Source organism: Azospirillum sp. A26, assembly GCF_042604635.1.
GTDB lineage: Bacteria > Pseudomonadota > Alphaproteobacteria > Azospirillales > Azospirillaceae > Azospirillum > Azospirillum palustre.
This window is the reverse complement of sequence record NZ_CP170474.1, coordinates 69,344-85,905: the sequence shown is the minus strand read 5'-3', so window position 1 is coordinate 85,905 and position 16,562 is coordinate 69,344. Positions and strand designations below refer to the sequence as shown.

At 66.7% G+C, this 16,562-nt stretch carries 13 protein-coding genes; 3 read left to right on the top strand and 10 right to left on the bottom strand.

The annotated features are described in order from the left end of the window. Window positions 1-80 precede the first annotated feature (80 nt). Window positions 81-485 carry a DUF6524 family protein gene (locus ABNQ39_RS24120; RefSeq protein WP_049976149.1) on the top strand — a complete coding sequence of 135 codons (405 nt, stop codon included), beginning with the start codon at window positions 81-83 and terminating at the stop codon, window positions 483-485. 16 nt (window positions 486-501) lie between these two features. Then, window positions 502-906 (top strand): DUF6524 family protein, encoded by a 405-nt coding sequence (locus ABNQ39_RS24115; protein ID WP_376962785.1) that lies wholly within the window; start codon window positions 502-504, stop codon window positions 904-906. Here ABNQ39_RS24115 and ABNQ39_RS24110 read toward each other — a convergent pair. Then, complete coding sequence (locus tag ABNQ39_RS24110; protein ID WP_376962783.1) at window positions 857-1,594, bottom strand: hypothetical protein; 738 nt, start codon at window positions 1,592-1,594, stop codon at window positions 857-859. The two genes, ABNQ39_RS24115 and ABNQ39_RS24110, sit on opposite strands and share 50 nt — an antisense overlap. Window positions 1,595-1,645: 51 nt before the next feature. Next, complete coding sequence (locus tag ABNQ39_RS24105) at window positions 1,646-2,077, bottom strand: hypothetical protein (protein WP_376962781.1); 432 nt, start codon at window positions 2,075-2,077, stop codon at window positions 1,646-1,648. Between the two features lie 597 nt (window positions 2,078-2,674). Here ABNQ39_RS24105 and ABNQ39_RS24100 point away from each other — a divergent pair. Next, entirely contained in the window at window positions 2,675-5,995 is a 3,321-nt protein-coding gene (locus ABNQ39_RS24100) for an ABC transporter substrate-binding protein (protein ID WP_376962779.1), read from the top strand. Window positions 5,996-6,012: 17 nt separating this feature from the next. On the opposite strand, the gene ABNQ39_RS24095 is transcribed toward ABNQ39_RS24100, so the two are convergent. From ABNQ39_RS24095 to ABNQ39_RS24060, 8 genes are all read right to left on the bottom strand, one after another. Continuing rightward, window positions 6,013-6,720 (bottom strand): N-acetyltransferase, encoded by a 708-nt coding sequence (locus ABNQ39_RS24095; RefSeq protein ID WP_376962777.1) that lies wholly within the window; start codon window positions 6,718-6,720, stop codon window positions 6,013-6,015. Window positions 6,721-6,725: 5 nt separating this feature from the next. Further along, entirely contained in the window at window positions 6,726-9,155 is a 2,430-nt protein-coding gene (locus tag ABNQ39_RS24090) for an MFS transporter (RefSeq protein ID WP_376962776.1), read from the bottom strand. A 32-nt stretch (window positions 9,156-9,187) separates the two neighbouring features. Then, complete coding sequence (locus tag ABNQ39_RS24085) at window positions 9,188-10,303, bottom strand: ABC transporter substrate binding protein (protein ID WP_376962774.1); 1,116 nt, start codon at window positions 10,301-10,303, stop codon at window positions 9,188-9,190. Window positions 10,304-10,362: 59 nt separating this feature from the next. Continuing rightward, complete coding sequence (gene alr / locus ABNQ39_RS24080; RefSeq protein WP_376962772.1) at window positions 10,363-11,544, bottom strand: alanine racemase; 1,182 nt, start codon at window positions 11,542-11,544, stop codon at window positions 10,363-10,365. 105 nt (window positions 11,545-11,649) lie between these two features. Next, on the bottom strand, window positions 11,650-12,114 hold the full coding sequence (locus ABNQ39_RS24075) for a hypothetical protein (protein ID WP_376962770.1): 465 nt from the start codon (window positions 12,112-12,114) through the stop codon (window positions 11,650-11,652). A gap of 25 nt (window positions 12,115-12,139) precedes the next feature. Further along, the gene (locus tag ABNQ39_RS24070) at window positions 12,140-13,228 is read right to left on the bottom strand and encodes a tetratricopeptide repeat protein (protein WP_376962768.1); all 1,089 of its coding nucleotides are present in this window, start codon (window positions 13,226-13,228) and stop codon (window positions 12,140-12,142) included. 75 nt (window positions 13,229-13,303) lie between these two features. Next, the gene (locus ABNQ39_RS24065; protein WP_376965030.1) at window positions 13,304-14,890 is read right to left on the bottom strand and encodes a peptide ABC transporter substrate-binding protein; all 1,587 of its coding nucleotides are present in this window, start codon (window positions 14,888-14,890) and stop codon (window positions 13,304-13,306) included. A gap of 148 nt (window positions 14,891-15,038) precedes the next feature. Further along, window positions 15,039-15,986, bottom strand: a complete 948-nt coding sequence (locus tag ABNQ39_RS24060) for a mitofilin family membrane protein (RefSeq protein ID WP_376962766.1) — start codon at window positions 15,984-15,986, stop codon at window positions 15,039-15,041. Window positions 15,987-16,562 lie beyond the last annotated feature (576 nt).

Here is a 16,562-nt window from a genome sequence, read left to right as displayed (position 1 = left end):
TTCCCGACATTGACCGGGCAAGGGGGGCGGCGTACGGTTTCCGGACAGGAAAAACCGAAAATTTGTGCAGAGCCGCCGCCATGATGACGACAGCGGGTTTCATCGTCCGGATCATCTTCGCGGTCCTGCTGGTCTTCGGCATCTACAACCCGTCCGGCTATTCTTATTACGACTGGCTCGTCGGCGATCAGGGGCACTGGACGGTCAAGCTGTTCGGCGCGTCGGTGCTGGCCTTCCTGCTTTTCATCCATGCGCAGGCCACATGGCGTTCGATGAAGCTGATCGGCATTCTGCTGGTGCTTTCGGTCGTGTCGTCGTTCGGCTGGGTCCTGTGGGATTTCGGCGTGATCGATCTGGCCGATCCCACCACCCGTTCGCTTGGCCTGCTGAGCACCGTCGCCATCGTGCTGGGGGCCGGGCAATCCTGGTCGCTCGTGCGCTATCGCCTGAGCGGTCAGGTCGATTCCCAGAACCTGATCGCCTGACCGGCCGGATGACGCCATGAAGAGCTTCGGCTATCTGATCCGCACCGTAACCTGCTTCCTCCTGCTGTTCGCCACCTGGAACCCGACCGGCTATTCCTATGCCGCCTGGCTCGGAACCGAGGACGGCAGCCGCCTGTCGGTGAAGATCGCCGTCGGCCTGCTGCTGCTTGCCCTCTATGCCGCCTATCTGCGGATCGCCTGGGTCGCGCTGCGCCTGCCGGGGATTCTCACCGCCGTGACGATCCTCTACAGCGGCTACCTGTCGCTGCGGCACCTCGGCGTCGTCGATGCAGACGCGCCGTTGTGGAGCAGCTATCTGGCGCTGGTGCTGGCGGGGCTGGTGCTGGCATCCGGTGTGTGCTGGTCGCATTTCAAACGCCGAATTTCCGGCCAGTCGCACGTCCTGACCCCTCCGCCCTGACCCGTTTCCGCCGGCTGCTGCCGGTCTCGCCGCTGACCGGCGCGCCCAGCGGCAGCATGGATTTGGGCGCGCGGAAATGGCGCTGCTTCTGGAACAGGCCCAGCGTGTTGTAGCGGTACTCCTGCATGACCAGCACCGCGACCCCCAGGGCCCAGAAATTCAGGCGGTTGAGCAGCCAGAGGCCGAGAAGCATGGCGTAGAGCGTCGCGACCGACGCCAGCGCCGCCAGCGTCAGATCCATCGCCAGGGTGAGCAGGGCGACGCGCCAGTAGGTCCGGTAGAACCCCCAGGCCCCCCGTCCGGCCAGCAAGGCAAAGGCGAAGCCGACGACCAGGGTCAGGTTGAGGCGGTCGTCCCGCTCGGCCAGCCACGCCGCCAGCCGGTCCGGAGCCTCGGCCAGCGTGTCGAGGACCAGGGCCTCGAACGCCGGAGGATCGAGATCCCAGGGGCCGCCGACGCCGAACAGCAGATCGGCATTCAGGCCCCCGCCCGGAAGCGGCGTGGTCAGGATGAAGCAGATGCCGATCAGGAACCCGCACAGTTCGACGATGCCGGCGCGACCGGCGCCGTACGCCTGCCAATGCCGCGCGGTGTCGAACAGCGCCCGGTAGACGATCAGCGGTGCCGCGATCAGAAGTGTCCCGATGAGGATGACGGTTCCCGACGCGAACAGCTCTAGGATATCCATGGGCGTCGCTCCCCGTCGCGGGCCTCGGCCTTGCTGGTGTCAGGGCAGGTGTCAGGTTTCGATCTTGCGATACCAGCGCTTGGTCGGGATCAGCCCGGCCCGCTTCGGCTGCCATCCGTTGTCGGTCATGATGCGCTTGATGTGGCGCCGCGCCTCTTCCTCGCTGATGCTGTCGTTGGAGAAATCGCGCAGGATCGAGGCAGTCTGGTTGAACTGCGTCTTGCCGATCTTTCCCTTCTTCCCGGCGTGCTTGTCCAGCACCTGCCGGATCCGACGGTCGGTTTCGCTTTCGAAAACCAGATCGTAATCGTCGGCAACACAACGCATCACACCGCGCGCTTCCTCCAGCGTCAGGCCGCAACGGACGACCCCGTCCTCCAGGATGCGCCGCTCGGTGTCGCGCTCGATATACTTGCTTGAAATCCCATTCAGCTTGACCAGATCGGCGAATTTACGGCGGCAATCCTCGACTGCTTCTGTCATTTGAAATCCAACCCATTGCGTTGCCAAGTCTACATCGCATCCTGCGAACGAATAGAGCGTCCGCCTGTCCCCACGGTCTCGTCCGGCCTTTTCCGCCATGCGCAGAGAGCGTATCGGGCGGCAATTTTTGCGTACCTCTTCAGGAAAGCGCGTGCAACATAGTCTCACCGTCTAACTCTTTCCACAATAGACACGCTATATCCATCGGGAACACTCCTACTGGTTTCAGCCGCGCCTTGATTGGAACAGGGTTGGTTTTATGTTATCCCTGCCAATAACAAATTACCGAATCGGTGAAATGTTTAGATTCCAGACTTTTTGATTTGTTTCAAAGAAAGGTTTCGGTGTTCATTAAGACTCTATCACTTAAAGGTGAGCATGCGGAGATAATCGGAGATTTCCCGGAATTGACCGCGCGCACCATGCGTAAGGCTTGATCCTCGCCGGGCCGTCGGGCCTACTGGACCTGCGCAATTCGCCGTTTTCCGTCGCCTGCCCGCCGCCTGCCCACCGAAGTGGAGTCCTGGGGTTGTCCTACCGATGCGCTTGATCGCCATTCTCCTGTTTTTGGCGGCATTGCTGGCCGGAGGATTGGCGGTGCCATCGCTGACGTCGCCATCTGCGATTCGGGAAACTGCCGGCACGGTCCGCATCGCCTATGCCGGAAACCTGTCGGAAGGCGGCCAGGACATCGTAAAAGCGCTGGGGCTTCTGGCGGACGACGTCAACGCCGCCGGCGGAATCGACGGGTTGCAGCTTCAGTTCGTGCCGTTCGACGATCATGGCGTTTCCCCCAGCGCCCGCAAGGCCGCGGCGGAGATCGTGGAGGACGACAGCATCCTGGCGGTGATCGGCCACGACAGCTCCGCCACCTCCCTTGCGGCCGCCCCGATCTATGCTGCCGCCGGCATTCCTGCTTTGTCACCGATGGCAAGCGAGACCAGCCTGACGCGGAACAATGCCTGGTATTTCCGCATCGGACATTCGGACGAGCGGGAAGCCGCCTTCATGGCCGATTACGTCCGGCTCGGACTGCTTGCCGATTCGGTGGCGCTGCTGCGCACGCCGCAGACGGTCACGGAGCGGCTCGCGGGTCCCCTGCGTGACGTCATGCCGCAGCGTGGTGTCGGGTTGCGGCTGGATGCGGCGATCAATCCGGCGGCGAGCGGCTTCGCCCGCGACATCGCCGATTTCGTCGGCACTCTGCGCGGGCTGCCTGCCGAGACCGTCGTCGTCCTGCTGGCGACGGAGGAACCGGCGGTCATGCTGATCCAGGCGCTGCGCGACGCGGGTGTGACCAATCGCATTCTCGGCCCCAACTGGCTGGGAACGCCCTCCTTCGGCAAGCAGCTGTCGCGGCTGCCGCGCGAATCGTCCCATCCCGGCCTCTACACGGGCAAGCTCTTCGTCATCAGTTCCTTCCTGCCGGACATCGCCAACCAGCAGGCGAACCGCCTGCTCGCGGCTTACGATGCGCGGTTCGGGCCGCTCGGCAACTGGGCGGCGCTCTACGCCTACGATGCCGGGCAGCTTCTGATCGCCGCCGTGCGGCGGGCGGGGCTGGCGGCCAGCTGGAGCACGCGCGCGTCGGCGCGGCGCATGGTGCGCGACCAGCTCGCCGCCATCCGCTCGGTGCTGCATGCCGTGCCCGGCGTCACCGGACCGCTGTATTTCGGCGAGGACGGAACGCCGGAACGGGCGCTCGGCATCGGCCAGTTCACCGCCGGCGCCGGACCGGAGGACGGGCTGACCACCGCGCTGACCCAGCTGCGCTATGCGGCCGATGCGGACGGAAACGGTAGCCGCGGCGCGATGAGGCCGCTGTCGGTGGTCCATGTCGGCATGTCGGTCAGCCGCATCTCCGACATCGATCCCGTCAACCGTTCGGCGCGGATCGAGTTCGACCTGTGGTTCCGCTACCGCAACGTTCCCGACAGCCCGCCGCCGGAAGCGGTCACCGACATCCAGTTCCTCGACACCGTGGAGCCGGTGATGCTGGGCCCCCCCGTCGAACAGGCGCACAATGGCGACGAGGATTACCGGCTCTACCACGTCACCGGCCGCTTCCTGATGGATGCGTGGCAGGATGCCCGCGCGCCGCTGGGCGGACATCGGGTCGGCCTGCGGTTCCGCAGCCGCGACCTCAATCATGAGCGGATGATCTTCGCCGCCGACGAAGGCGACGGCTCCGCCCACCGCGACCTCGCGCGCGTGCTCGCCGGGCGCAAGGTGGCCGGGGCGGGCTGGGCGGTGACGGACGCGGTTCTCACCGCCGACATTCCTGCGGCGGTGCCCGGCGCCCAGATCCGACCTGAAGAGCGGCGCGCCGGGCGCGACGCCCCGACGGTCCGCTTCGAATTGTCGATCGAGCCGCAGGACCGCGGGTTGCGCCGGCAGATCGGCGGGCTACCCGCTCTCATCGGGGTGTGGGGCGCTTGTCTGCTGCTGCTGGCCCTGCGCGGGGCCGAGGCATGGCAGTCGGACCGCCGCTTTCCCCGCCTGTTCCTGTTGGTCGAGTCGGCGGCAACCGGGGTTGGCCTGCTTGCCGCCGAGTCGGCGCTGATCGACGGCTTCGCGCGGATCGATGCCGAACGGGCGATGGCCGCCACTGTCACCGTGTTCGACGTGGCCTGGTGGCTGGTCCCGGCCCTGTTCATCAATCTGGCCCTGCACCGCTTCGCCTGGGATCCGCTGGAGGCGTCCAGCGAGCGGGCGATCCCGCAGGTGGTCAAGAGCACGGTGTCGCTGCTGATCCTGATCCTGGCGGTCTTCGGCGTGATCGCGCAGGTCTTCCAGAAGGACCTGACCAGCCTGCTCGCCACCTCCGGCGTGCTGGCGATGATCATCGGCCTGTCGCTGCAAAGCAACCTGTCCAACATCTTCTCCGGCATGGTGCTGAACCTCGAACGGCCGTTCCGCCGCGGCGACTGGATCAAGGTGGGGGATGCGCCCATCGGTCAGGTGATCGACATCTCCTGGCGCTCGACCAAGATCCAGACCTTCAACAACACGGTGGTCAGCATTCCGAATGCGGTCGCGGCGGGGACGCGGATCGAGAACTGTTCGCACCCCAACAACCGCTTCATCGCCCAGATGCTGCTGCATGTGACGCTGGGCCACGATCCCGACCGGATCGTCAATCTGCTGACCGACGCGCTGCGGCTGGTGAAGAGCGTCGATGGGCGCAAGCATCTCGGCCTGGTCTGGGTGAAGTTCAACGGCATCGACGAATTCGGGATGCGCTTCCTGGTTTCGTTCGACCTGACCGACCGCTCCCTCCTGCAATCGCAGGAGCATGCCGTGCTGATCAGCATCCATTCCGTTTTCCGCCATGCCGGGGTGACGCTGGCGCAGCGCCACGCCAACATCCGGCTGGTGGAGGGGGGGACCGACGCGGCCGACGCCCATCCGGACGCGGCGTCGCTGATCGCCGCCGCTCCCCTGTTCCAGCCGCTGGACACGGCAGCCCGCGAACGGCTGGCTGCCGGCGCCCGGCCGCAGCGGGTCGCCATCGGCACGCCGCTGTACCGCCAGGGCGATGCCGGCCGGTCGCTGTTCCTGGTTGCGGAGGGCATCGTGGCGCTCAGCACCACCGGCCTGGACGGCACGGAGATCGAGCTGTCCCGCCTTGGACCGGGCGCGTTGTTCGGGGAAGGCGCCCTGCTGGACGGGGCCGCGAGGACGAGTTCGGCGCGCACCCTCGGGCCGGCGCTGCTGTACGAGATCGACGAGACAGTGCTGGCACAGGCGCTGGACGGCCAACCGTCGCTGCGCGACCTGCTGGGCCGCATCGCATCCACCCGCTCGGCGGACGGGCACAACAGCCGCCCGGACGAGGACGACCGTCAGCGCGGGCAGGGGTCCGGCATGCTCGCCCGGCTGCGCGACGCCTTCGGCTTCAGCGACGTCAACGCATGACGATGTGACGGCTTGTGTTATCCGGACCGCTTCCGCGCCCTGATGCGGTCGACGAGACTGCCGGGAACCGGGGGAGCGAAGCGGACGTGGCCGGCCGCGGCACCTTGCGGCCAGCCGATCCATCCCCGCGCCATCAGGTCCATCTGACGCTGCACATCCATCAGTGCCACCATCTCCCCGCCGCCGGGAATCGCGCGGTCGCCCGGCGTGATGCGGAACAGGGTATGGCGCAGGTGGCCGTCGAACTTGGGAGCGGCCCAGACCATGGCGAAGCCGCAGGCCAGCATGCTGCGCAGGCTGGGCGGATTGTCGGCGCGCACGGTGACGAAGCCGTAATCATGAGGGGACTCGGGAAACAGCCGCCAGTCGACGGCTGCGACCATCCGCTGCTGCAACCGCTGTCCGCGGAAGGCGGGATCGACAATCACCGCCGTCCAGTGGACCACCGCGTCCAGCTCCCTATCCACGAGCCCGAAGGGAAGACCCATCGACTCGGGCTGCCGGCCGGGAAACAGCAGGGAGAAGAAGCCGACCAGCCGGTCGCCGGCCAACGCCCCCACCGTCAAGCCGCGGGGGCCGAGCATCTCGGCGATCTGGCCGCCGCTGACCGGATACATGCGGTCGCCGATTGCCGCGTCCTGCAATGCGGCGATGGCCGGCGCCCAGCTGCCGTCGAGAATCGCCAGGCGCAGCGGACTGCCCTCCGTTCGTGCCTGTGCCGCCATCTCCCTCATGCCGTTTTGGCCACGAACGGGCGCCGGCGCAGGGCCAGGACGGACAATCCCAGATGCAGCAGCAGTGCCGCCGCCAGACCGAGGCCGATCAGAGTCGCGCCCGCCCCGCCGGCGACCGCGGCGGCGCTGAACAGCATCGGGCCGATGACCTGACCGATCTTCCGGGCGTTCAGATGATAGGATTGCGGAACCGCAAGCCCATGCGTGCCCACGACAGGCAGCCGCTCGAGATAGCGCTGCTGCGCGGTCAGGCCGAAACTGTCGCTGAGGCCGAGAAGCAGGATCGCCAGGAACGCCCCGACCAGACTTCCGGTCAGCGCGAAGGTCGTCAGCCCCGCCGCCATGATGAGGCCGGAGGCGAGGACCGGCAGGCCGGGTGCCACGTTGCTCGACCGCATCAGGCGCGACAGCAGCGGCCCGAGATAGACGATGCACAGACCATAGAGCAGGAAGGCCTGCCCGACCGTCGAGGCCGGTTGTCCCAACCCGCTGGCGAACAGAGGGAAATAATAGATCAGGAACATGCTGCAGGCGGAGGTCGGAACCGACACCAGCAGCAAAAAGGCGAGGAAGGAGCCGTCGCTCCACACCCGCCGCGCGGGTGCCGTCTCGCCGTCCGGCTTCGCGACGGTGGGGGCGTCGGCCGGGATGGCGGCCGCTCCCGCCGGTTCGGGCGTCAGAAGCAGCAACTGCGCGATGCCCAGCGTCAGCACGATGGCGGCGATCAGGAAAACCGCGTGGGGGCCGATTGCGTCCGCCAGCAGGCTGCCGACGACCGCGCCGCAATTGACGCCGACATACATGCCGGAAAACAGGTCGGAATAGGCTCCCGTCGCCGGATCGATCCGGCGGATGCGGTCGATCAGGCGGTACAGTCCCATCAGCGCCGTCATCGTTCCGGCCCCTACCAGACCGCGCGCCACAATGAACAGGACCGGATCGCCGGTCACCCCGGAGATCAGGGCGCCCAGCACGGCGACTGCCAGACCGGCGGCGGTCATCGTCCGCCAGGGCAGCCGCGCGCTGATCCGTCCCGCCAGCAGGATCGCCAGCGCGCCGCACAGCATCTCCACCGACACCGGAATCGCCGCCGCCTGGGGCGGAGCCAGTGCGAACAGGCCGCGGTCGAAGGTCTGCATGATGACGGGAACGAAGGAGGCCGACAGGAACATGCCGAAATAGAGCATGAAGGTGAGGAAGCGGAGGCCGGCCAGGGACCGGCCGGTCGCCGCGGCGGCATCGGCGCCCGCCACCACCTCTGTCTCGGTTCCCGTCTCCGCCGGCAGCCGAATCCGCCGGCTGACGAAGGCATGCAGTTCATAGATGAACATCAGCGAGATGATCAGGATCGTCACGTTGTTGGCGATGACCTCCAGCATGTTGCGCTGGATGAAGTCGCTGTCGATGACGATGCGCAGGGTCGGCGTCAGGAAGTCCGCGTCGGTCGCCAGCGCCCGTCCCGTCACCAGATCCCCCTTGGCCGCCGGTTGGCCGAAGCCGAGCGAGCCCGACAGATCCGCCCCCTCGGGGACAGCCAGCGACATGCCCTTGAAGTGGGGAACGATGGCGACGATCTCGCGGAAGTAATCGTCGATGCCGGAGAAGGAACGGTAGGTCGCCCCGCGCCCGATGACGGAGCCGACGTCCGTCGCCACGATGTTCTCGACGATCCCGGTGGTGTTCTCCACCGTGCGCAGATAGGCGTCGCTGAAGGCGCCGTAGCCGGTCACGCCGACCGCGATCTGCACCAGCGCCGCCACCACGAGCGCCGCGCGCCCGGAGCGCGGCCGTCCGAGCCCGCCGCGCCCGCGTTCCGGCAGCAGGGCAAGGCCGCCCAGCAGGAGGATCGCGACCCCACCCAGCGCACCGACGAGGATCAGCGTGTGGCGTTCGAATGCGCGGACGTAGTCGTCGATCACCAAATCGCTGGCCGCGATCATCAGGGTGCCGATCCAGCGCCCATCGCTGGGATCGCGGATCGCCAGATACAGTTCGTACGACCGGTTGTCGGTATCATGATAGTTGAAGGAGGTATTGCGCTTGAATTCCTCAGCGGTCCGGCGCTGTTCATAGCCGGAAAGCCGGTCGCCGACGCGATCCTTGAAGCCGTAGGTGCCGATGGCGTAAGCGATCTGTCCGTTCGGCAGTGCCACGGCGACACCGTCCGCCTGCGGCAGATAGGTCCTCAACTGATTGAGCGCCCGCTCCATTCCGAAGAAATTGTCGATGGTCTTGCCGTGCTTCACCGCATATTCGATGCTGGTGACCACCTTCCGGCCGGCGACCCCGAAGGTGGAGAACAGCGCGTCGCCGCAATCCCGCCGGAAGGTGCCGAGATTGATGCCGGCGCTGAAGACCAGCGCCGCCACGATCAGCAGCACGGATGGCAGGAAGGTCGCCAGGAAACGGCCGGTCTTGCGTTGCACGGGGCGGGTCCTCTCGGCTGATGGCGGGCCGCTCAAGGCATGGCGCCGAGGCTGGTGTAGATGTTGTCGGCGGCCAGCAGCGCCGACATCGCCGGGCGGTAGCCCATCCGGTTCGCAACCGCCAGATTCCAGGCGATTGTCGGCGTGTCGAAATAGATCTGGCGCATCTCCGCCAACCTCTCGCCATTGGCCAGCCGGGCGATCACCGAGGCGCCGAACTGGCCGATTCCGTCGAAATCGCTGCGGGCGACGCTCATCAGGGCGCCCTGCGCCACCTCCTCCGGCCCAAGCTGCGAGAAGGTCGGGATGCCGCGCTCCTGGAAGATGCGAACCAGGGGCGGGAAGCGCTCCAGGCTCCAGCGGCCGAAGGTGATGTACATGGCGTCGACCTGCCGGGAGAGGTCGCCCCAGGCCGCGGCAAGGTCGGCGTAATAGCGGTCCTGATCGTCGGACCCGACGGGGGCCTGGACATGGCGCGCCACCAGTTCGAACCCCAGCTGTCCCGCCATCGCCTCGATGTCGGCGATGGAGGCGATGGCACGTCCGGCCGGGCTGTTCTCGTAGGCGATCCCCAGCCGGCGGAAGCCGAAGGTCTCGTGGAAGATGCGGATCTGGCGGTGATAGCGCTGGGGATCGACATGGGCCCAGACATGGTTGCGGCCGGACTGCTCCGCGGCGCCCACGATGCCGGCGGCAACCGCATTGGTCGTGGAGAACACCAGCGTCGGGACGGTGTGGCGGTCCAACGCCAGCTTCCGCCCGGCGATGGTGCCCATGACGATCATCAGGTCGATGTCGCCGCCGCCTTCCAGCCGCTGGAGGATCGGTTCCGCCGACGCCTGGTCCAGCCCGCCGTACCAGCCGTCGGCGACGAAGCGGATGCGCGGCCCGAGGTCGCGTGCCGACAGCCAGCGCCACAGCGCCTCGCTGTCGCTCTGGCCGGCGTCATAGGGCATCCGTGCCGCTCCGTTCAGCCAGGACAGGGCGTCCAGCCCCTTCACGATGCTGGCCAGCGTGCCGGCATAATTGCCGTAGGGCATCGTTTCGGCATAGCCGATGCGCCAGTGCCGCCCGTCGGTCAGCTTCGGCAGCAATGCATTGTCGGTCGCCCGGCCTGCGTGCGCGCCACCGGGAAGAAGGGCGCTCATGAGCGCTGTGCCGGCGCCGGCGATCGCTTGGCGCCGGTTCGGCATTCGTCCGCATCGGCTCATTCCACGCCCCCCACCTGTCCGGCCGAATGCCCGGAGAGCCGGCGCGCCACGCGCGGCCCCAGCATCAGGATGGCCGACGGGCGGATGCCGTTGGCCTTGCCGATGTCTTCCACCGTGATCGTCTCGATGCCCTGGGCGCCGACGAACACCGCCTCGTCGCCCAGCGCGGCGTCCGGGATGTCGGTGACGTCCGCCAGGACCTTGCCCATGAAGGCTTCGCCGATCAGCGGAGCCCGCCGGCCGCGGATCAGCACGGCGCTGTCGCGGAAGCGCAGCAGATAGGGCAGGTCGGCATAGCCCACCGGAATCATCGCGGCCCGCCCTCCCGTCCTACCCCTGGCCGGCCCCTCGCTCCGTTGCCTTGCGGCCGGGCCGTATCCGATGTCGTCCCCCGGCTCCAGCCGGCAGAGATGCGCTATGCGCGAAATCAGTTCCATCACCGGCCGGAACGGAAAGGGCGCGCCGCCTGCCTCGACCATGCGGATGCCGTAAAGCACGGCACCCAGCCGAACCATGTTGAACCGGGCGTCGGGGGCGTTGAACAGGCCGGGGCTGGTGACGGCATGGACAAGCGGCGGCCTCGGCAGATCAGCCGGCAGCCGGTCGATCAGGGTGTGGAAGCCCGCGACCTCGCGTCCGATCTGGACGGGGTCGTCCCGGTAGGGACCGATCATGTGGGTGAACAGCCCTTCCACCCGCAGATTGGCGAGGTTGCGCACCGCGCGCAGGAGCGAGACAATGGCGTTCCCGTCCCCGTCTGCGCCCAGCCCGGCGCAGTTGGACCTTGCTCTGACATGGATGTCCGCCGGGCGTCCGGCCCGGTGGGCAGCGGCTTGCAGTGCTTCGGCGGCTTGGACATCGCTGATGGTTGCCGTCAGGCCGAACCCGATCATAGGGGACGCGTCGCCGGGGCAAAGCGGGTTCATAACCAGGATCGGCGATGCGATCCCCGCCTGACGCAGCTCGATTCCCTCATCCGGGCTGTCGACGGCGAAACCGTCGATGCCTGCATGTTCGAGCGCCCGGGACACCGCCAAGGCGCCATGACCATAGGCATTGGCCTTGACCACGCCCAGAATGCGGGCGCCATCGTCCAGCATCGACCTGGCCATCGCGAGATTGGATGTCAGCCGGTCGATATGAAGGACGGCATGGCAGCCTGCGACATCAACGGTCATAACGACCGGCCCGTACCGCTGTTTTCGGTTGCTTGCATCGTCTCCGCTCTGGAAATCCGACCGGAACCCGCGGGCCCCGGACCAGTCGCAATCAATCGGCCGTCATCAATGGGCAGCCGCCGGGATGACGGCGGCGTCGGCCGGACCATGGGCTCCGGCCGGGTCGGGCCCGTGTCCCGTTCCGTGGTCGGCGCCATGGCCTCCCCCATGCCCACCGGCATGGCCGCCCCCGAAGATCGAGGCGATCGGGCTGGAATGCCCGCCGCCGTGATCCCCGCCATGGTCGTTGCTGACGCCGAGCAGGCCGTAGATCACCAGCAGAAGGACGCTGGTGCTGTGGCCGCCGCCGTGGCCGTCATCGTGACTTTCGCCATGGCCCTTCCCCTTGTCGCGGTGCGCCGGCGCATGCTTGACCGCGGCATGGGCCGGCACCGCATGGCGGACGTGACGACCGCCATGTGCGCTGCCGCCGTCATGCCCACCTGCCGCAACAGCCGGCGCCGCCGCGATCAGGATGGCCATCGCCGCGAGGCCCCCGGCGACGGTCATGGAGTGTGCGCGCCGTCTCATGCTTCGGCCCTCCTCCGTCATGTCGTCAGTTCATGCTTGCGGTGGCCGGTACGTTCTGGACGGTGCCGATCAGGTTCTCGGTGTAGACGACTTCCTTCGGCGCAAGCCTCAGCGCCCTGGCGGTCATCCGCTCCGCCTCCTCGCGGCGCCCCTGGGCGCTAAGCACCTCGGCCCAGCTCGAATAGACGTCGGAGAAGTTGGTATCGGCCCGGCTCGCCTCGTCGAACCTGGCATAGGCCTCGTCGACCCGGCCGGTCAGGGCCAGGGTGAAGCCCCATTCGCTCAGCGCCGCCGCCTTCACCGCCGGGCTCTGCGCCACGTTGGGGTGCTGCACCACCGCGGTGAAGTTCTTCTCCGCCAGATCGTATTCGCCGAGCCGGGCATTGACGACGCCCAGGTTCAGGCGCGGAGACAGGAAATTCGGGTCGAGATGCACCGCCTCCTCGAACTGGTGGATGGCGCCGTGGCGATCGTTCTGCTGGTACAGAACCATGCCCCACAGATTGTGCAGCCAGGGGGCGTAGCGCGAATCGTGCCCTTCCAGTTCCCGGCGCAGGATTTCCAGGGTCGGGGTAAAATCGCGCGACAGCCGGTCGCGCTTGAACTGGTAGGCGGCCAGAATGTAGGGGTTCACCACGCGCATCGCCTCATAGGCGGCGCCGTGGATCAGGCCCTTCATGTCGTCGACCGAGCCGTTGCGCGAGATCCGCGTCTTGTTGTGGTGGCTGTCGTAGCTGCGCAGGATGAATTCGACCTGCTGGTCGTGGCGCACGATTTCCCCGGAGAAGGTGAAGGGGATCATGTGCGCCGATTCCTGCACCACGCGGATCAGCGGGGTGACGCCGAGATATTCGCCCAGCACCGAGGTGGCGCTCTGGTCGGCATGCAGTTCGACCTGACGGGCTTCGGCCTTGGTGAAGGCCTGCCGCTCGATCTCCTGCATCTCGTCGGCCAGCTTGGTGATCACCACCGCCGGTGTCAGGCCGCTCTCCTGGGAGATCGAATCGGGCACGTCGACATAGTCGAAATGGATGGTCTGGGTGTCGGTGAACACGGCGAAGCCGAAGGCCATCGCCAGTGTCACCAGCGGAATGGTGAGAAGGCCGAAATCCATGTGTTTCCCCCTGTCGCTCTGCTTTCGCTGTGCCGTCTGTCTGCCGTCAGGCTGCCGTGGACGCCGTGGCGGCGGTCACGAGGCGGCTTTCCCGGCGAAGGACAGGAAGCGGCTGGGATGGACGTCGCGCACGTTGTAGACCCAGCCCTTGATCTGCTGGCTGACCAGCGATTTGGTGGAGAAGTGGTAGATCGGGATGACCGGGTCGTCGTCGATCATCGCCTTCTCGGCTTGGCCGAGCAGGGCGGAGCGCTGGGCCGCGTCCTCGCTGGCCGCCGCCTTGGCGAGCAGGTCGTCATACTTGCGGCTGCGGTATCCGGGATCGTTGCGCGGCGGCAGCGCGGTGGACAGCATCAGGTTGAGGAAGACGGTGGGGTCGGCGTAGTCGCCGATCCAGGCGGCGCGGACGATCTGGAAATCGCGCCGCGCGCGGCGCTTCAGGTAATCGGTGCGTTCGACGCTGACCGGCTTGACCTGGATGCCCTTGCCGAAAGCGTCCTGCCACATGGAAATGACGGCGTCGGCGATGACGCGGTTGTTTTCCGACTGGTTGTAGAGGATCTCGACCGCCAGCGGCTGCATCGGGCTGAAGCCGGCGGCCGAGAACAGGCGGCGCGCCTCGCGCAGGCGGTTGTCCATCGGCTCGGCGATGAAGTCGGCGGTCTGGCGGCGGTAGTTGGGGACGATGGGCGGCACCAGCCCATAGGCCGGCGTCTCGCCCGCTCGCGTCACCTTGTCGACGATGTTCTCGCGGTTGACCGCCAGCGACAGGGCGCGGCGCAGGTCGCGGTTGCTCTTGAACGGCTCGACCGTGAGGTTGAAGGCATAATAGTAGGTCGCCAGGAAGGGCCTGTTCCAGAACACCTTCGGTTCGGTCAGCGAAATCCACTTCACCCGGTCCTGCGGCACCTCGTAGGTGAGGTGGAGGGTGCCTGCCTTGAAGTGGTCGACCTCCTCGGCGGAATCGTCGATGGGGAAGAAGTTGACCTTGTCGATCGAGACGCCGCTGCGGCCGTGGAAATTGGCGTTCCTGCCCAGGCCGATCTGCTGGCGGGCCCGCCATTCCTCAAGCACATAGGCGCCGTTGCTGACCATCTTGCCGGGATCGGTCCAGCGCTCGCGCTGCGACTCGACGGTGCCGCGATGCACGGGCAGGGCGCTGTTGTCGGCGGCGATCAGGTCGAGGAAATAGGGGGTGGCCGCCTCCAGCGCGATGGTCACGGTGCGCGGGTTCGGCGCTGCGACGCCCAGCGTGTCGGCCGGCTTGGTGCCGTCGATGACGGCGGCGGCCCCCTTGATGACGCGCATGTTGGCGGAGGGCTGGATGCCGTCCTTGGGCGTCAGGGCGCGGCGCAGGCTGTAGACGAAATCCTCGGCCGTCACCGCATCGCCGTTGGACCAGCGGGCATCGGCGCGGAGCTGGAAGCTGTAGAGCTTGCCGTCCTCCGACACCTGCCAGCTTTCGGCGACGCCCGGCAGGATGCGGCCGTCGGGGCCATACACCACCAGCCCCTCGAACAGGTCGCGCAGGATGTTCGATTCGATGCGTCCGTCCGTGCGGTGCGGGTCCAGCGTCGACGGCTCGCCACCGTTGCCGCGGTTCAGCACCGTTGCCGCCTGCGCCGCCGTGCCGGCGAAAAGCGCAAGCCCGGCGGCAACCATCACCGCCGATACCTTTTTCTTTAGCTCTGTCACCGGTGGCCTCGCAATCTGGCGGTGGACTCGGGAAATGATCGGTGTCCGGCCCATCGGTCCGGGGCCGCAGCCGGCCGAGCGGCCGGACGCGCATCCCGGCAGTGGGCCGACGTCCTTATTGGGTGCCGGCGGCGCTCCAGCTGCGGATCCTGGTTTCCAGGACGGCGGCGGTCCGCTCCGCGGCGAGCCGGGCGCGGGCGTCGGCCAGCCAGGGGGCCGCCACCGGTGCGGCAACGCCGTCGAGCGACGCCATGATGTCGATGGCTGCCGCGAGTTCGCCGGCTTCGAGCCGGGCCGCCGTGGCCGCCAGCAGCGCCGGAGTCCTGGTTTCAGCCGGCGGTGGAGCTGCCTGTTGCGGAGCCGCCTGTTGTGAAGCCGACGGATCGGCAGCCTGCGGCGGCGAATCGGAGGCCGATGCCAGGATGACCGTCGAGAGGCCTGTCATCCAGCCCCAGACGGTTTCGCGCAGCCCGCCTGCACCGTCCTGCACCTCCGCGTGGAGAGCGGACGGCACGAGCAGCCCGAAGGACGCATAGAGCTGGGTCCGGGTCGGCACGCCCTTGGCCGCGTAGCCCGACACCGAATCGAGCGTCTTCGAGAGTTCGGGATCCGCCGCGGCGGAGAGGCGCATCAGAGCGAGGTCGTCGGCGAAGGGATCGGACGTGCCGAGCGACTCCTTCAGCAGGCGTGCCGCGATCACCGATACCGCCCGGCCGGTGACGGACTGCTGGTCGATGCGCTTGCCGGTCGCCGCGACCGCCTGTTCCAGCGCCGTCAGCTTCTCCGGCATCGCCGTCACCCCCGCGACGGTCCGCTCCAGCGCATCGAGCTTCAGCTGGGTGCGGCTCGGAGACAGGAAGGACGAGCGCAGGTCGTCGGAATAGAGAACGGTGCCGCACACCGCCGCCGCCGCCAGCAGGATTGTCAGGACGACCGGACCGTTGCTGCGGCTGGGCTGCACGATGGCGGGTGCGGTCTGGAGTCCGGGCGTGGCCGTTTCGGACGCCTGCCGGTCAGTGCCGGATCGGCTGCCGGTTTCTTCGGTGGATTGGACGTCTTGCATACGGTCACGCTCCGCTCGGGTTTGGCATGGCTGCTACGGTCCGCAAGTCACTGTCGACGACCGGTTTCCAAGCCGGCGACAGGGCGGCGCCGACGGTGCCGGATGGCATCGTCTTCCTGCGGCGTCGGCATGTGAAAAGGCGGTTCCTGATTCGAGTGTCCAGTAGTCCGCATATCTCATATCGGACAGGCTACCTCAATCAGGGTAAACGGAAAAGCGTCCACAGGAAATTTGCAGACTTGATCAGTGTTGAAACTTTTCGTTCCGAATCAGAGTCTTATTGTTGTCTATCCAAGAAATTTTCATCAAAGGATGTGTCGGATTATCACTGGAAATATGTTAGGTTGAAAATGTAATCGTTGACGATAACAAGGAATTATGTGGGTGATTCCTTGAAAAGTTACGGCTCTTAACAGTCTTGACGGAGTGATCCCTGTCAGAATATTTCTCAATACTGGAATTTATATTTCAGACCGTCGCATCCCGACATGGTCGTTCATAATTCGTTAGTCTTCCTCGGGTCCAATGAAGGCAGGCGAGGTTTGCGCGCCGGCCGGGGAAACGGGTCTGGAAGCG

Bases quoted from the DNA above. Each gene is read 5' to 3' on its own strand.
- ABNQ39_RS24060 (WP_376962766.1), bottom strand. From the start codon at position 15,986: ATGCAAGACGTCCAATCCACCGAAGAAACCGGCAGCCGATCCGGCACT.
- ABNQ39_RS24120 (WP_049976149.1), top strand. From the start codon at position 81: ATGATGACGACAGCGGGTTTCATCGTCCGGATCATCTTCGCGGTCCTG.
- alr (WP_376962772.1), bottom strand. From the start codon at position 11,544: ATGACCGTTGATGTCGCAGGCTGCCATGCCGTCCTTCATATCGACCGG.
- ABNQ39_RS24095 (WP_376962777.1), bottom strand. From the start codon at position 6,720: ATGGCGGCACAGGCACGAACGGAGGGCAGTCCGCTGCGCCTGGCGATT.
- ABNQ39_RS24115 (WP_376962785.1), top strand. From the start codon at position 502: ATGAAGAGCTTCGGCTATCTGATCCGCACCGTAACCTGCTTCCTCCTG.
- ABNQ39_RS24065 (WP_376965030.1), bottom strand. From the start codon at position 14,890: ATGGTTGCCGCCGGGCTTGCGCTTTTCGCCGGCACGGCGGCGCAGGCG.
- ABNQ39_RS24105 (WP_376962781.1), bottom strand. From the start codon at position 2,077: ATGACAGAAGCAGTCGAGGATTGCCGCCGTAAATTCGCCGATCTGGTC.
- ABNQ39_RS24070 (WP_376962768.1), bottom strand. From the start codon at position 13,228: ATGGATTTCGGCCTTCTCACCATTCCGCTGGTGACACTGGCGATGGCC.
- ABNQ39_RS24110 (WP_376962783.1), bottom strand. From the start codon at position 1,594: ATGGATATCCTAGAGCTGTTCGCGTCGGGAACCGTCATCCTCATCGGG.
- ABNQ39_RS24075 (WP_376962770.1), bottom strand. From the start codon at position 12,114: ATGAGACGGCGCGCACACTCCATGACCGTCGCCGGGGGCCTCGCGGCG.
- ABNQ39_RS24085 (WP_376962774.1), bottom strand. From the start codon at position 10,303: ATGAGCGCCCTTCTTCCCGGTGGCGCGCACGCAGGCCGGGCGACCGAC.